This window comes from Aestuariivita sp., assembly GCF_021404545.1.
Taxonomy (GTDB): domain Bacteria; phylum Pseudomonadota; class Alphaproteobacteria; order Rhodobacterales; family Rhodobacteraceae; genus Aestuariivita.
In genome coordinates, this window is sequence record NZ_JAAWWD010000064.1 from 22,882 (window position 1) to 37,454 (window position 14,573).

The window sequence follows — 14,573 nt, forward strand, 5'->3', positions numbered from 1 at the left end:
GCCACCCCCGCGATGCGATGACAGATAACCGAGCTGCCGCGGCATCCGTCATTATCGCCCGCGCAAGGCCGCCACCACGCCCAGCCTTCCTAAGCGGTCAGACGTTTGTCGGATCCTTCACATGCACGCCTGTTCCGGCCGGCTTCAGCTGATGGTGAAAAACATGTCGCCCGCGCCCGGCGTTCTTGGACGCGTAAAGCGCAATATCGGCATCCTTAAAGAGTTGCGCGATCTCAGGCGCATCATAATCGGATGAAAACACGCTGCCGATGCTGCACGAGATGCGCGACGTCTCGCGGTCAAACGCCATCGGTTCCCGCAACCGGCTGATCAACCGCGCCCCAATCTGCTCCACCGCGACGACCGAGACCGGGCTGTCGATAATCAGCACGAACTCGTCCCCTCCGACCCGGGCGACCACGTCGCGATCCCGTGTCTCCTCCCGCATGATCTGGCCGACCCGTCGCAACACCTGATCGCCGACATCATGACCCAGCCGGTCATTCACCTGCTTGAAGAAATCCAGATCCACCTGCATCAATGCGAATCTGCCGTTTCGGGCAATCAACCGCTTCATCATGACTTCCAGCCCGCGCCGGTTCGTGAGGCCCGTCAGCGCATCGGTCACGGCCTGTTCCTCTGCGATGTCGCGGGCCCCCCTCAGACGCTGGTTGAGCCTGCGCGAGGCATCCATTGCGGCCGATTTCGCCTCTACCAGATAGAGCAGTTCAATGGTCAGATCGGTGGCCGCGAAATCCGCATGTGTCAGCGCATAATCCTGAACCGCCTCGACAATCGAAATCCCAAAAGACAGGTTGATCAACAGTCCGGTGCCGGACGGATCAGGCACGCTAACCGCCTTGAACGCGGTATGGGGCGCATCGCGAAACCGCAGATGCAGCGTGCGCCCCCGCATCGCCATCAGACCTGCGGCACAATCGATCCCCTGCGGCCGCGTCACCTCGAACATCTCAAGAATGCGGCGCCCAACCATCCCGGTATCGGGACGCAGCTTTTGCAATGTGGGACCGGCATGGCGGATAATCCCATCGGTATCCAGAATGGCATGCATTGGACAGATCAGGTCCATGGAGTCTTCTCGGGCCGTCATGCGCATCTCACTCCAAGTTCAAAAGTCTTGCCTTCGGAAAACGGGTCCTGAACAATCGCGATTGCAATCTCCTCCCCTTGCTCGCCGTATCCGTGGTGATCCAGCACCGCCAAGGCGCCATAGTCATCCGCCATTGCCCGCAGCACACCGACCATTACGTGGCCGAACCCTTCCAAACCCGGCTTGCACCTCAACCGGAACTGTCCTTGGCCCTGCTCGATCAGTGTCAGCTGCGGCAAAATCAGATCGTCCATCGCCAGGCGGACACGGTCGGACAACTCATCCAGCGAATGAAGGAAATCCTGATAGGTGACACCGCCGAACCGCATCAGACGCCGGATCGCGGGCAGCGACGGGCTGGCCACGAGGAAGGTGCCAAAATCCTCCAGCACCGCCTCGCGCGGCCGTCTCAACCGCTCAGCGATCGTGGCCAGCATACGATCGGTCAGGCACGGCTCATAGGTCAGCATGGCTTCAAACTCGGTGAACCCCAGACGTGCCTGACCTGCCACCTCAAGCCAGGTCGTCTGACCGTAGGTGTCAATCACAAACCGCTCGATCCCTTTATTGATCAGCCCGTGCATTCCGACCTCAGTATTCTGAGAGACCATTATGCCGCTTCAGGATCAAGAAATCCTGAAACAGATAGGAATGTACATATTTTTCCGCGAGACAGCGCGCCGTCAGTTTCCGGGAACCAGACGCAGGCTTTCAAGCTGCAGGGCGGACACACCGCTGGGGACAACCTCAAAGGCACCCTCAAGAACCTGCGAAATCGCATCCGGCGGCAGTTGCGCCCAACTGCCCGAGCCCAGATCATAGAGCTCCCGCACCCGTTCGGCGATACGCCCTCCGCGAATGACGACATGGTTGGCTTCCACCCGACCGCCAGCATCAAACAGGATCACAGCCTGATCCGTGGCCGCAATACCGGGCAGGAAAGCGCCCGAGATCCAGACACAGCCCGGCCTGTCATTCACCTCGCGGGCGCAACCGTCAGACCAGCGAGTGATCCGATAGTCGGGCAAATCGGCAAAGAGATCCGCCGACAGCGTCACCGCGCCCTGCGGACGGACGCCGATCCGCGGGATCAGCGCCTCAAGGTCCGTCCGTGCGCTCTGCCCGATAACGCTGCGCTGAAAATCATACCGTGTCTGCGCCGTGTCCAGCGCCGCCAGCCGCGCGGTCAGGACAGGATCGTCCAGCCCGGCCAGCCGGGCCAGCGCCGTCTGTCCGGCGCGCCCCCATTCGGACCGCATCTCCCACAGGGGCAACTGGTCGGCGGTTGCAAGACCCTGCTCAAATCGGGCAAGCTGGCTCTGGGCCGAGATCCGTTCCGCGTGCAACAGCGGCGTGAGCCACAGCGCCGCAGCCCCCAGCGACATCAGCGCCATAACCACGTTGCCACGCCGGATCGCCTCACGCCAGGCAGGCCCGCGCAAAGCCGCCACGACATAGGTCAGGCCATAAAGCAACAGCAGACCCGCCACGGTCGCCGCCAATACCCGTTCAGGCGTCCAGGCATATTGTTCCACCCGCAGCATCACCGCCCAAAACGCCAGCGCGCTAAGCACCGGCACCGTAAAGGCCAGCGCCCGCGCCGCCGCACGCATCAGCGGCGCGTGGACCCCTTGGGTATCGTCACGGTCAAGCGCGGTGCTGATCAGCGAAATCGCCGCAATAGCCACACCCATCAGGGTTGCCGCAGACGAAAAATCGCCAAAAAGCTGCGACAGCCCCCGGAACGGCAGGACCGCCAGAAACACCGAGACAACGACCAGCAGGACCGGCAACACCAGGCGCAGGAGCCGCAACAGAAGCTGAGGCGAGACGACCTCGCGCAGCTCGAACGCCACGGCCAATCCCAAACCCAGCATCGCACCGCTCAGCGCGAAACGCACCCAATCGACGTCAAAAAGGACCTCGATCACATCGATACCGACCAGCTCCAAAAGCGCGTTTGACAGGAACACGACACTCCAGAAGACCCCGACAAACAGCCACCCGGCCGCATAACGCACCGTGATCGTCCAGGCTGTGTCAAAAAGCGTGGCATAGTCCATGACCCGGGCCCTGTCCGACATCAGCACCGACAAAAACGGTGTCGCCAGCACCACGAACACACCCGCAAAGACAAGGCCTATCCCATCATCCAGAAACTGGCTGGCATCGGCGAACCGAAACCCCGCCCAACTGATCAACCCCGTCACAGGCAGCGCCAGTATCACCGCGCCAATCAGCGACCGGCCAACAGACAAGGGGCCCGACAGCGCCAGGGCCACGCCGAAAAACACCGCTGAAAACGAAAAAAGTGCCAGAAACACCCGGGCACCCATGACCTGCGCGCCCCAACTGTCCGCCAGCGCCCACAGGCAAAAGGCCCCGATCGCACCAAAGGCAATCAGAAAGAGGCGCGCGCCGATCCCCGCATCGCTGTCTATCTGCCGCATATCCCTGCCCCCGATGACCTGATCCTAAAGCTAATGCCAAGCCATGCCCGGGCCAAGAGGGCGCAACCGCGCCACCGCTCACTTTGTGTACCGGCTGACGCGAAAGACAGCCGACCAAAGGCGCCTTTTGTGTACCCTCGCGGCCAAAACGCCGACGTGTCTCCCACCGCACGAACCGGCCCGAACGGGCCCAGGGTTTGGGACAGCGTCCCAAGGCCCGTGCGGCCGCGCACAAATAGAATAGAATGCGGCGCAGCCGCTCCGGCAGATCAGACCCACCGGTCATGGGCGCGGTCAGAAATCCGTCGGGGCGCCACCTTCGCGTTTGCGACGCTCCACAAAGGCGGCCAATTCCTCCCGAATACCTTCATCCATCGGCGGCGGCTCGAACCCGCCGATGATCTCCTTAAAGATGTGATGCGCCCGCTCCGGCGTCCAGACAGCGCCCGCGGCCTCCCAGGCCTCATAGTTCTTCCAGTCCGACAGGTACGGCTGATAGAACGCCGTGGTATAGCGGTCCTGGGTGTGCTGAATGCCAAAGAAATGGCCCTGATTGCCGACTTCCCGGATCGCGTCCAGAGCGATCTCATCCGGCCCGGTCGCGGTGATCGCGGGCTCCATATAGCGCTGGATCTGTTGCAGGATCTCGCAATCCATGATGAATTTCTCCGGGCTCGCGATCAGCCCGCCCTCCAGCCAGCCCGCCGCGTGATAGACCATGTTGGTGCCCGACTGCACCGCCGCCCAGAGCGAGTTCGACGTCTCCCACATCGCCTGCCCGTCCGGCACATTGGCCGCACAGACGCCCGAGGACCGCATCGGCAGACCGTAATACCGGGCAAGCTGCCCCGTCATCTGTGTGGAGCGCATGTATTCCGGTGTCCCAAACGCAGGCGCGCCCGATTTCATATCCACATTCGATGTAAATGTGCCAATCGCACAAGGGCATCCGGGATTGATGTATTGCGCCAGGGCAATCGCACACAGCCCTTCGGCAATCGACTGCGCCACCGCACCGGCCATCGTGACCGGCGCCATGGCTCCGGCCAGGGTGAACGGTGTCACCACCAACCCTTGCCCGCGCCGCGCCAGCCGCATCCAGCCATCCAGCATCGGATAGTCGTGTTTCAGCGGCGAGGTTGAATTGATGTTGGTGTACATGCGCGGGCTGGCGTCGAAGTCCTCGTGGCTTAGCCCGGCCGCGATGCGCACCATCTCCATCACATCCTCAACCCGCTCTTTGCCCAGCGAATAGGCATGCATGGTTTTGTCGGTCAGCGTCAGCTTGTCATACACAACATCCAGGTGACGCACGCTGGCGTGGATATCCACCGGCTCCACCGGATAGCCGCCCGCGAAATGGATGCAGTTGAAATACTGCGTCAGTTTCAGCAGGTTGGCGCACATCTCGCGGTTGCCGGGCACCTTCCGCCCGATCTCCATGTCCCAGTAATTGGGCGGGGACGACACATTGCCAAAAAGGATATGTTTGCCCCCGATGGTGATCTTGTGGTCCCGATTGCGCGGGGTGATGGTGAATTCCGACGGCGCCTTGCCCACCATCTCCATCACAAAGTCCCGGCCCATCCGAACCAGCTCACCGTCGATGGAGCACCCCGCCTCGCGGAAGATTTCCAGCGCTTCGGGGTTCAGGATTTCGATCCCGATCTCCTCGAGGATACGCATCGCACCCTCGTGAATGGCCGCCACGCCCTCCTCGTTCAGAGGCTCGGTCGGGCGATCGATATTGATCGGCAAACGCCAGGGCATCTGGTCGATCACCTCGCCCCCGCGCCTGAGCGCGTTCCCCGCGCGTCCGCCACCGCGTCGTCTGCGTGTTGCCACCTCTGCCATCTGTCCGGTGCCTCCTGAGACCTCTTGGGTCTCAGAAGGCCTCAACTGCGCCCGAATGGCGGCGCTGTTTGCGACGCTTCCTGTCGTTTTCTGAGCGGACCCCTCAAATCCAGCGCGGCCAAGCCGTGTCGGGGTCTGGACCGCCCGAATGCTGTGATCGAAGCGCGACACCACGCACACGGTATTCGAAGGGCACCGAAAGATGACGATCAAACAAAAAACTGGCGGCGTGATCGAGAGCGCGCTCACCGCTTCAAACCTGCCGTCGAAAAAGGCGATTGGCGATGACGGGACCAAGGCGGGAGGCGCGGCCGACGCTATCTTAGCGGTTTTCGCTTGAGGATCAGTCAGGCGCATCCTCGGGCTGGGACGGCTCGGATAGCGAGACCTATGCGGCACCCAGGGTAAGCGTACCCTCGCAGCCACCGCCCGGAACCTCCGGACCCCGGCCACACTCAAGCCGATGATGCCCACAGCCGGACAAATGGCGGGCGCGCACGAGATCCAAGTCAAATCGACGCGGTGGTTTGCGGAAACAAGCCAGAACCAAAGGCTTTTTCGACAAAATCAGCCCAAACTGTCAGATGCTGCGGTCCTCATGGCTGGCGAAGAACGGGCGACCGAAAGGATCTGTCAGATCTTTCCAGACTGCGGCAGGTCAATTGTCCGATCCGCCTCTCTCTGCACGGCGGATTGAGCTCCTGACCAAGCCTGGGCAGCCGCATTGAGTTTTTCCGCCCCAAACATCGTCAGGCACAGCACCCGCTTGCAGGCGCCGGACATATCGGCGACCGCTTCAAACAGTCCGGATCGAACAGGCGGTGCGACGCCGCGCGATGTGGTCGAGTGATCCATGCCCACGACATCCGGCATTTCCTGGATCGTCATCGTCCCGACACCCGCCATCGCACAGCACGTCACCGGCGCCAAAACCAGCGCGCACCATCCAGTTGGGCGCGCTGCTTGCGCTCTTGCTCGGGTCATTGGCATTCAGTACGGGCGCATTTGTCTTCGGAGGCCTGCTGTCTCCAATGGCTGGACGTCTTGGTGTTTCCGTTAACGCGGTGGCGCAATTGCGGACGGCCTTCGCGATTGGCTGCACGGTTGGCGGCCTCATTGGCGGCGTCTTCGGCCGGCAGGCTTTGCTTTGGTACATATCGGCCCTCAGCATCCTTGTCGCTGTGTTGATCGCCATCCTTGTGCCCCCGAATGCGGCGATCGCAAATGGACCTGTCCGGCAAGATGCCTCATGGGTTCTGCGCTGGCCGCTGACTGGCCTTTATGCCACGACCTGTCTTGCGGTTTCGGCACCCTTTGCATCGGTCGGTCTGATTGGGCCCATCGGCGACGCTGGCCTTCGCGCTGAACGGCGCAACCGTGTTTCTCGGGCAAGGCGGCGGTAGCGCTCTGGCTGGGATTGGCTCTGGTCTGGGGGGGCTGGTCGGCGCATCGCTGATGGGCCTTGGTCTGGGCCTTTTGGGGATGGAGTTGGCAACCCGGGTATCAGCTTACCCGAGCGCCACGATCTGCAAGACGACGTTTCGCAGACCCTTTCACGCCTCCGATTGCCCCGCAAACAGAGGTCTTTTAGCCATACCGGACGGCAGTCATGTACGCATGGTCGATAAGCGGCGGAGGGCGCACTCTCCGATATGCGTCAGATCTGCATAACGGTCAGACCCGGACTTCGACTTCCGCCTCGATCTCCACCGCAATCTGCATCGGCAGCGAGGACATGCCCACCGCCGAGCGTGCGTGCTGTCCGATCTCGGGGCCGAACACATCCAGGATCAGGTTGGAGAACCCGTTGATCACCGTAGGTTGCTGTGAAAACTCGGGCGCGCAGTTGACCATGCCAAACGCGTGCACCCAGCCGCTCACCCGGTCGAGATCACCCAAGGTCCGTTTCAGACCAGCAATCATCGCCAGCCCCGTCAACCTGGCCAGATGCGCCGCCTCTTCGACCGTGACATCCGTTCCGACCTTCCCAAAAGGTCCAGCGACCGATCCGTCCGGGTTCAACGGCCCGGTGCCCGAGATAAAGGCCCGCGTGCCGCGCAGGTTCACTTCCGGAAACGGCAGCACCATACCTTCGGGCAGTTGCAAGGGCGCAGGCAGAACCAGCCCCCGTTCGGCCAGTTTCGCGTCTACTTTCGACATCGTTGGTTCCTTTCAGGATGCGTTTCGATCCAGCCAGCCTGGAAGATGGCCGATATCGGGGAATACCGCGTCGGCATAGGGTGTCAGCGTCTCGCTCTGGGCCATCCCGGTCAGGACGCCAATCGTGCCCATACCCGCGCGCCGCCCGGCGATCAGATCATGCGTGCTGTCGCCAACCATTACCGTTTCGGCCGGTGAGACATCGACCGCGGCACAAAACGCCAGCAGCGGCTCGGGCATCGGCTTGGCGCCATAGCCGCTGTCGAACCCCGCGACAAAGGCAAACCGGTCCAATATCCCTGCCTCGCCCAGATGGGCATGGGCGACCTCTTCGCTGTCATTGGTCATCACGCCGAGGGTAAGGCCCCGCGCGGCCAGCCCGTCGAGAAACGGCTCCAGCGGCACCGCTTCGGCCTGGGGTGCCGCGGCCGCCTCGCCATTGAGCATATCAAGGAATGCGTCCGCCTGCTCTTCCGGGAAATGCGGCAAGAGCGCCTCGGCCACCTCGCCGGGTGTGCCCGCGATCGCCACGCTGTCGGGCCGGAACCGGCGGGTTGTCATATCAAAGCCGATGTGATGCCCAATCCGGGTGGCGCGCGTATGATTCCCCTTTGCGGCGCGCAACAGGAACGACACGGCCCAGGCCTCCCAAGTGGCGCCGAAATCGAAGAGCGTGCCGTCCTTGTCGAAAAGAATCGCCTTGATCATCCGCTCATGTCCAATGCACCTGCGCCCCGCCCGGCAAAGCAGCGCGCGCCTGCATCGGGGTCTCATAGCTCAGATCCTGGGCATCGCAGAATGCCACCACCCAAGCGTCGTCCATCGTCAGGAACTCCAGAACCGACCCCAGAAACTCCGGATCGGCGGCCCGGGCGCGCAGATCGCCCTCCGACGCGCCCGACGCGCCAAGAAACACCGGCAGCAGATCGTCATTGGCCACAAGCCAACCCAGCGCCTGGAGCGCCACGGTCTCGGCGAATTCTTGCGTCATGCTCATGAGTACGAAGTGTTTTAGCGATCGCGGAAAGGGTTTGTTAACCAGTTACCTAAAGACTGTGACGTAGACGTCAAGCATGATGGCGAAAGGACAAACGTGCAAGGAACGCTTCTGATCGCGGACGGGGTGGCCACCAACAGGATCCTGCTCAAGACCAAACTGGCAGCGTCCACCTTTGAAATGGTCCAGGTGGCAAGTGCGGCCAGCCTGATCAAGGCCGCACGTGCCAAACGCCCTGCGTTGATTCTGTTGGCCGATACCTTGCCGGATGCGCGGGCCGCTGCCTTGTGCGGTTGGCTCAAGTCCGACAGCGATCTCAAAGAGACCCCTTTGATCGTGATCGCCCGCTCCGATGATATGACCGAACGACTGATTCTGTTACAGGCCGGCGCGGATGAGGTCTTTGCCCCGCCGCTCAAGAAAACGGTGCTTCAGGCGCGTGTGCGCAGCCTGGTGCGGGCCCGCACGGGGGTGGAGGAGTTGATGCTGCGTGACGGCACTTCGCGGGCGCTGGGATTTGGCGAGGCTCAGGACGGCTTTGCACCGGCCGCCAACGTGGCGCTGCTGACTTGCGACGCCGGGACTGCGGTGCGCTGGCGCACCGATCTGACCCAGCATCTGAGTGCTGCGCGGCTGTCGGCCTATGGGTTCGGCGATGCGATGGCGGGCATTTTGCGCAAGGCGGTGCCGGATGTGTTTGTGATCGGCCTGAGCGGGAAGACAGCGCCTGAGGGGCTGCGGCTTCTTGCGGATCTGCGCGCCAACCCGACCACGCGCCATGCAGGCGTTCTGGCGGTGTTGGAGGATGATGCCCAACCCCTCGCGGCGGACGCGCTGGATCTGGGCGCGGGCGATCTGATGGTTCATGGATTTGAACCGCGCGAACTGGCCCTGCGCCTGAAGAGCCAGATCGCCCAGAAACAGACGCATGACAGGCTGCGCACCTCGGTCGAGATCGGGCTGCGCGCGGCGGTGATCGACCCGATGACCGGGCTGTTCAATCGGCGATACGCTATGCCGTATCTGAGCCGCGTGATCGGTCAGCATATCCAGGGCGGGCGCAGCTTTGCGGTGATGTTGGCCGATCTCGATCATTTCAAGGCGATCAACGACCGGTTTGGCCACGTCGCGGGCGACGCGGTGCTGACAGAGACGGCTCAACGGCTCAAGAACGATCTGCGGGCCGAGGATTTGATTGCTCGCATCGGCGGGGAGGAGTTTCTGATCGTACTGCCGGATGCCTCCAAGAAAGAGGCGCAGGTCGCAGCGGAACGATTGCGCAAACGCATTGATGCAGAGGCCTTTGTGTTGCCGGAAGGCGCCGGAACAGCGCATGTGACGGTCAGCATCGGTGTGGCGGTGATCTGTCAGGGCGTCTTGCGTCCGCATAGCGGCGGGGACACGACCACGACCCTGCTGAAATTGGCCGATGATGCGCTTTATGGATCCAAAGGGGCCGGCCGCAACCAGGTGACGCTGGTGGATGCGGCGTGACGGATCGGGGCAGAGCCATGCTCCTTCTGGGATCCGGCGCCGCGCATTTGGGGCGTTGAGCCGACCGGACGGCACCGGCCAAAGACCGGTATTCGCCCATTCCTGCGGGGTCGGACAGTCGCCCGAGACGGGGCCTTTCCACAAGGCCGATACCGCTGCGCCCCGCGCACCGCACGGCGACGGGCCCTGCGCCGTTATCGACAGTCCGGCGCTGTGTCGGCTGGCGCGCAGTTGCCCCGGCCCAAGCGCCATGCCCGGATCAGGGCCGGTCCTCGGGCGGCCCTTTGTGCCGTCTGTCCAGCGCGGCTTTGAGCCGGTCCGCATAGGCCTGACGGCCCTCAGGGCTCATCTGTGACAGGATCTCGATCCAACCGTCACGCATCGCGTTCTGCCCGGTCATCAGCGCGCGCGCCTGACGGTCCATCAAGACACGCACCGCCTCGGGCTCAAAGGGTTCGGCGCGCAACAGGGCATCCAACTCGGGACCAACACGCATTTGCCGCAACACGCTGCGATCCACGCTCTCGCGCAGCCTCTCACGCATCGCGCGGCGCTCTTGCCGGGACAACTCGCGATACAGCACCTTGCCGATCGCCCCGCGGGAACTGAATTCCCGATCCGGCGGACCATGGCGCAGCCAGGCCCCGGCCAGTGTGCCGACCACCAGAAGGTTCAACGCCAGCGACAGCACAAAAACGATGCGGATGCCCCTGGACATGCGGGGCGCGGCGGCGGGGGGAGTGTCAGTCATCGCTCAACCTCCGTCCAAGACCATGGCATAGTCAAACGCAGTCTCCGACAAAATCTCGACCGTGGAGGAGGTGTTCAACACCACCGCCACCTGATCGCTGAGCGACGCGGGCGGCGCGATCCCGATCCACAGGCCCGCGCCACAGGCCACAGCCATGCCGCCCAGCCCCTGCCAGCCGCCCAAGACGCCGCTGATCTGTTGCCAGAAGGACGGGGGCCGTCGCCCTGCGCGCCGCCGGATCTCGCTCTCGGCATCCTGCGCCACGCGCCCGAGCCAGGCCTCATCCGCGACCGGTCGGCTTTGCGATGCTGCCTCGAAAAGCGCATCCAGCTCAAGTCCCGTCAGTTTCTTATCCGCCATCTTCAAACCCCAATTCTGCACGCCGCCCGGCCAGGGCCTGGGCGAGACTGCGTTTTCCACGGGCAGTCAGACTTTCGACCGCCTCAACACTGATGTCCATTACCGCGCCGATCTCGGGGTTGGAGAGCCCTTCGATGTGGCGTAAAATCACCGCCTCGCGTTGCCGCTCGGGCAAGTCTGCCAGCGCCTGCTGCAAGGCCGCATTGCGCGCAGCATTCTGCATTTGATCGGGCACGGAAGGCGCGGGATCGACCGGTTCGGCCACGTCCTGCAACCCGACCTGCGCGCGGCGACGTCTGCGCAACCTGTCGGTGCAAAGATTGCGCGCCACCTGATAGAGCCAGGTCGAGACCTGCGCCTGCCCCGCCTGCCAGTCCGGCGCCATCCGCCAAAGCCGCAGCATCGCTTCCTGCGCAATGTCCTCGGCCTCGGCCCGGTCGCCCAGCATGCGCCAGGCCAGGCCGATCAGACGGCTGCCATGGCGCTTGGACAGCTCGGACGCCGCGCTGGCATCGCCTTCTGCATAGCGTGCCAGCAACACGTCATCGGGAACGGTGTCGGAAAGGGGGGCCACCTGCCGGAACATCACTTGGTCAGTCTTACCTTCATTGTCCCGCCGGTTCCAACCATCCAGGTCACCCCCCAGGCCCCGATCAATCCGAGTGGCGCTTGCCATGGCCATGCCCGGCCATCCGGTCGCGCATCTTTTCGCGGCCCGCGTCATATTCGGCCTGTGACAGGGTGCCGTTGCCGTCGCTGTCGAACCGCGAGATCATCCGGCCCGTGTCGCGCCGCGCCGTCAACTCGTCCTGGCTCAGAACGCCGTCACCGTTGCTGTCGAGCCGCTCGATCATCCGTGTGGCGCGCGCCTCGGCCCGGCCAACGGCGGCCGCGATGAGCTCGGCCCGGTCGAGGGTGCCATCGCCATTGCCATCGGTTTCGGCAAAACGGGCCTCGCCCAGTGCGTTCAGCTCAGACTGCGTGATCTCACCGTTGCCGTCCTGATCGAGTGTCTCAAAACCGGGCATGGCCCGGTCCGGCCCACCTCGAGCCAGACCTGCACTGGCGGAAATGGCAAGGGCGGTCAGGCTGACCAATGTCATGAATCCTGCACGTTTCATGTGTCGTCCTCTTCTTGCTTCTGACCGGTTTGTCCGGCCATTCGTACAGGGTCAAACGCGCCGCGCCGCACATTCCGTCGCTGGATTGAGCAGATATCCCGACGGTTTTGCGACATGGCGCCGCAACAGCCATCTGTCGCCTTCCGTTACCGGCGCGCCGGGTCCACATACGACCCGGTGAATACCAAGGATGACACCGATGTTTGACGGACAGGACCACACTCTCCCATCTGAGACCGAAGCGGATCGCCCGCTTTGGCCCGCGCTGCGGCGCGGCTGGCGCAGGCGCTGTCCCAAATGCGGCAATGGGCCGGTCCTCAAAGGGTATCTCAAGGTCAGATCGGAATGCCCGGTCTGCCGTGAGGAGTTCTTTCATCACCGCGCAGATGATGGGCCCGCCTATCTGACGATCCTGCTGGTCGGGCATCTGATGGCCCCGGCACTGCATGTCGCCTTTGTCGAGTTTCGCCCAGATCCGCTGACGCTTTTCACAATCTTTGCGGTTGGCTGCGTTGCGCTGTCGCTTTATCTTCTGCCCAGATTGAAGGGGGCGATCGTGGCCTATCAGTGGGCGCGGCAGCTTTACGGGTTCGGTAAACCGGCCTGATGGACCCCCTCCGACAGGTGCGAGGGGATGCATGAGCATCATAGACAAAACAGCGATCCGCAACGCGGCCACGGTGATCGCGTTGCGGGACCGGGACAGCGATCCCGCGATCCTCATGGGCCAGCGCGGTGCCAAAGCCGCGTTCATGCCCAACAAATTCGTCTTTCCAGGCGGCGCGGTCGATGCGGCTGACGCCTATATTCCGCTTTTGTCAGACGTGCCGCGGCCCTGTTTTGACCGGCTGGAGGAGGACGCCCCCTCCGGCATGCAACGCGCCCTGGGGGCGGCGGCCGTGCGCGAGCTCTGGGAAGAGACGGGTCTGATCCTGGGCGAACCCGGGCGCTGGTCCGGTGAGGTGCCCCCCGATTGGCAGAGCTTTGCCCGCACAGGTCATTTGCCCAGCGCGGGCGGGCTTCAGTTTGTCTTCCGTGCGCTGACACCACCGGGTCGGCCACGACGCTTTGACGCACGGTTCTTCCTGGTGGATGCAGCGCTGATCCGCAGCAATCTCGATGATTTCAGCCACGCCACCGAAGAGCTGTCGCATCTGCAATGGATCCCCTTGTCCGAGGCGCGTGGCTTTGATTTGCCGTTTATCACCGAGGTGGTGCTGGCCGAGGTGGAAAGCCGCCTGCACCGCACCGACCCACCGGCCTCTGTGCCGTATTTCAAGAACGATGACGAAGCGAGCCTGTTCAAGCGGTTGCGCGGCTATGAGATGCCTGAGGTGGACTGACCCGCCCTCTGGCCAGGCGGGTCTCATATCACAAGAACCAGCACCAGGATAGAAAGCACCAGCACACCCATTCCGGCAATTTCGCGACGGGTGATCGTTTCCTTGAAGAACAGGACCGAGGCCATCAGGCTCAGCACCAGTTCCACCTGTCCCAAAGCCTTGACGTAAGCTGCCGTTTGCAACGCGAATGCCACGAACCAGCACAGCGACCCGGCCATGGAAGTCAGCCCCACCCACAGTGCCACACGCCGTGCGCGCCAGACCGCCAGCAGCTCTGCCCGGTCGCGCAGCCCCAGCCAAAGCGCCATGACCAGAACCTGCCAGCAGACGACCGCCGCCAGTGTGACCCCGGCCCTGAGCAACGGATCCTCGGCGCCCAGTTGCAGCGTGGCCCCACGGTAACTGACGGCCGAGACCGCAAAGAGCAGACCAGACGCGAGACCCAGCGCCACCGCGCGGCTGGCCAGATGCCGCCACCAGGCCCCCTCCAGCCCCGGCGTCTTCGACAAGAGCAGAACACCAAGCACCCCCAGCAGAATGGCGCCGAACCCTGCCAGGCTGACCCCTTCGCCCAGAACCACCAGCCCGACCAGCACCGACAGGATCACTTCGGTCTTCTTAAAAGTAATGCCAACGGCGAAATTGCGCGCCTGAAACAGCAGCACCACGCAGACCGTCGCCAGAATCTGCGCCAACCCGCCGACAATGGCATGCAGCCAGAATCGCGCGGTTATCTCCGGCAAGGCCTGCCCCGTGCCTTGCATATACACAGCCAGCCCGATCAAGATCAGCGGCGCGGAATAGATGAACCGCGCGAATGTCGCACCAGACGCCGTAAGCGGACCCATGCTGAGGAATTTCTGCAGCATGAACCGCACGGTCTGAAAACTCGCCGCGGCCAGCGTAAAGGGGATCCAGAGACTCATGACCCC

17 protein-coding genes are annotated in these 14,573 nt (G+C 63.2%); 4 read left to right on the forward strand and 13 right to left on the reverse strand.

The annotated features are described in order from the left end of the window. Positions 1-97 precede the first annotated feature (97 nt). The 4 genes from HEP69_RS20670 to HEP69_RS20685 all read right to left on the reverse strand — a co-directional run bounded on the left by HEP69_RS20670 (position 98) and on the right by HEP69_RS20685 (position 5,415). Positions 98-1,111, reverse strand: a complete 1,014-nt coding sequence (locus tag HEP69_RS20670) for a GGDEF domain-containing protein (protein WP_366111738.1) — start codon at positions 1,109-1,111, stop codon at positions 98-100. Next, complete coding sequence (locus tag HEP69_RS20675) at positions 1,108-1,695, reverse strand: heme NO-binding domain-containing protein (protein ID WP_290560407.1); 588 nt, start codon at positions 1,693-1,695, stop codon at positions 1,108-1,110. Before HEP69_RS20675 ends, HEP69_RS20670 begins: the two co-directional genes overlap by 4 nt. A gap of 99 nt (positions 1,696-1,794) precedes the next feature. Continuing rightward, on the reverse strand, positions 1,795-3,561 hold the full coding sequence (locus tag HEP69_RS20680; protein ID WP_290560408.1) for a DUF4153 domain-containing protein: 1,767 nt from the start codon (positions 3,559-3,561) through the stop codon (positions 1,795-1,797). A gap of 294 nt (positions 3,562-3,855) precedes the next feature. After that, positions 3,856-5,415 carry a trimethylamine methyltransferase family protein gene (locus HEP69_RS20685; RefSeq protein WP_290560409.1) on the reverse strand — a complete coding sequence of 520 codons (1,560 nt, stop codon included), beginning with the start codon at positions 5,413-5,415 and terminating at the stop codon, positions 3,856-3,858. Between the two features lie 202 nt (positions 5,416-5,617). On the opposite strand from HEP69_RS20685, the gene HEP69_RS20690 reads away from it, so the two are divergent. Beyond that, positions 5,618-5,755: a hypothetical protein gene (locus HEP69_RS20690; RefSeq protein ID WP_290560410.1), complete on the forward strand. Its 138-nt coding sequence runs from the start codon at positions 5,618-5,620 to the stop codon at positions 5,753-5,755. Between the two features lie 293 nt (positions 5,756-6,048). Here HEP69_RS20690 and HEP69_RS20695 read toward each other — a convergent pair whose 3' ends face one another. The 4 genes from HEP69_RS20695 to HEP69_RS20710 form a co-directional block, all read right to left on the reverse strand. Continuing rightward, the gene (locus HEP69_RS20695) at positions 6,049-6,303 is read right to left on the reverse strand and encodes a hypothetical protein (protein ID WP_290560411.1); all 255 of its coding nucleotides are present in this window, start codon (positions 6,301-6,303) and stop codon (positions 6,049-6,051) included. 786 nt (positions 6,304-7,089) lie between these two features. After that, the gene (locus HEP69_RS20700; RefSeq protein WP_290560412.1) at positions 7,090-7,575 is read right to left on the reverse strand and encodes a RidA family protein; all 486 of its coding nucleotides are present in this window, start codon (positions 7,573-7,575) and stop codon (positions 7,090-7,092) included. Positions 7,576-7,587: 12 nt separating this feature from the next. Beyond that, complete coding sequence (locus tag HEP69_RS20705) at positions 7,588-8,283, reverse strand: HAD family hydrolase (protein WP_290560413.1); 696 nt, start codon at positions 8,281-8,283, stop codon at positions 7,588-7,590. Between the two features lie 4 nt (positions 8,284-8,287). Further along, on the reverse strand, positions 8,288-8,572 hold the full coding sequence (locus HEP69_RS20710; protein ID WP_290560414.1) for a DUF3572 domain-containing protein: 285 nt from the start codon (positions 8,570-8,572) through the stop codon (positions 8,288-8,290). Between the two features lie 96 nt (positions 8,573-8,668). Between HEP69_RS20710 and HEP69_RS20715 the strand changes: the two genes are divergently transcribed. Next, positions 8,669-10,066 (forward strand): diguanylate cyclase, encoded by a 1,398-nt coding sequence (locus HEP69_RS20715; protein WP_290560415.1) that lies wholly within the window; start codon positions 8,669-8,671, stop codon positions 10,064-10,066. A gap of 259 nt (positions 10,067-10,325) precedes the next feature. Here the strand turns inward: HEP69_RS20715 and HEP69_RS20720 are convergent, their stop codons facing one another. From HEP69_RS20720 to HEP69_RS20735, 4 genes are all read right to left on the reverse strand, one after another. Further along, a complete protein-coding gene (locus tag HEP69_RS20720) occupies positions 10,326-10,817 on the reverse strand; it encodes a periplasmic heavy metal sensor (protein ID WP_290560416.1) in 492 nt (163 codons plus the stop codon). Positions 10,818-10,820: 3 nt separating this feature from the next. Next, positions 10,821-11,177 (reverse strand): hypothetical protein, encoded by a 357-nt coding sequence (locus tag HEP69_RS20725; protein ID WP_290560417.1) that lies wholly within the window; start codon positions 11,175-11,177, stop codon positions 10,821-10,823. Beyond that, the gene (locus tag HEP69_RS20730; protein ID WP_290560475.1) at positions 11,167-11,763 is read right to left on the reverse strand and encodes an RNA polymerase sigma factor; all 597 of its coding nucleotides are present in this window, start codon (positions 11,761-11,763) and stop codon (positions 11,167-11,169) included. The genes HEP69_RS20725 and HEP69_RS20730 overlap by 11 nt, the downstream gene beginning before the upstream one ends. Positions 11,764-11,830: 67 nt before the next feature. Continuing rightward, positions 11,831-12,298 (reverse strand): EF-hand domain-containing protein, encoded by a 468-nt coding sequence (locus HEP69_RS20735; protein WP_290560418.1) that lies wholly within the window; start codon positions 12,296-12,298, stop codon positions 11,831-11,833. Positions 12,299-12,497: 199 nt separating this feature from the next. Between HEP69_RS20735 and HEP69_RS20740 the strand changes: the two genes are divergently transcribed. Both HEP69_RS20740 and HEP69_RS20745 read left to right on the forward strand, forming a co-directional pair. Next, on the forward strand, positions 12,498-12,905 hold the full coding sequence (locus tag HEP69_RS20740) for a DUF983 domain-containing protein (protein ID WP_290560419.1): 408 nt from the start codon (positions 12,498-12,500) through the stop codon (positions 12,903-12,905). A 31-nt stretch (positions 12,906-12,936) separates the two neighbouring features. Beyond that, positions 12,937-13,641, forward strand: coding sequence for an NUDIX hydrolase (locus HEP69_RS20745; RefSeq protein ID WP_290560420.1), 705 nt, complete (start codon positions 12,937-12,939; stop codon positions 13,639-13,641). 23 nt (positions 13,642-13,664) lie between these two features. Here the strand turns inward: HEP69_RS20745 and HEP69_RS20750 are convergent, their stop codons facing one another. Next, a complete protein-coding gene (locus HEP69_RS20750) occupies positions 13,665-14,567 on the reverse strand; it encodes an EamA family transporter (protein ID WP_290560421.1) in 903 nt (300 codons plus the stop codon). Positions 14,568-14,573 lie beyond the last annotated feature (6 nt).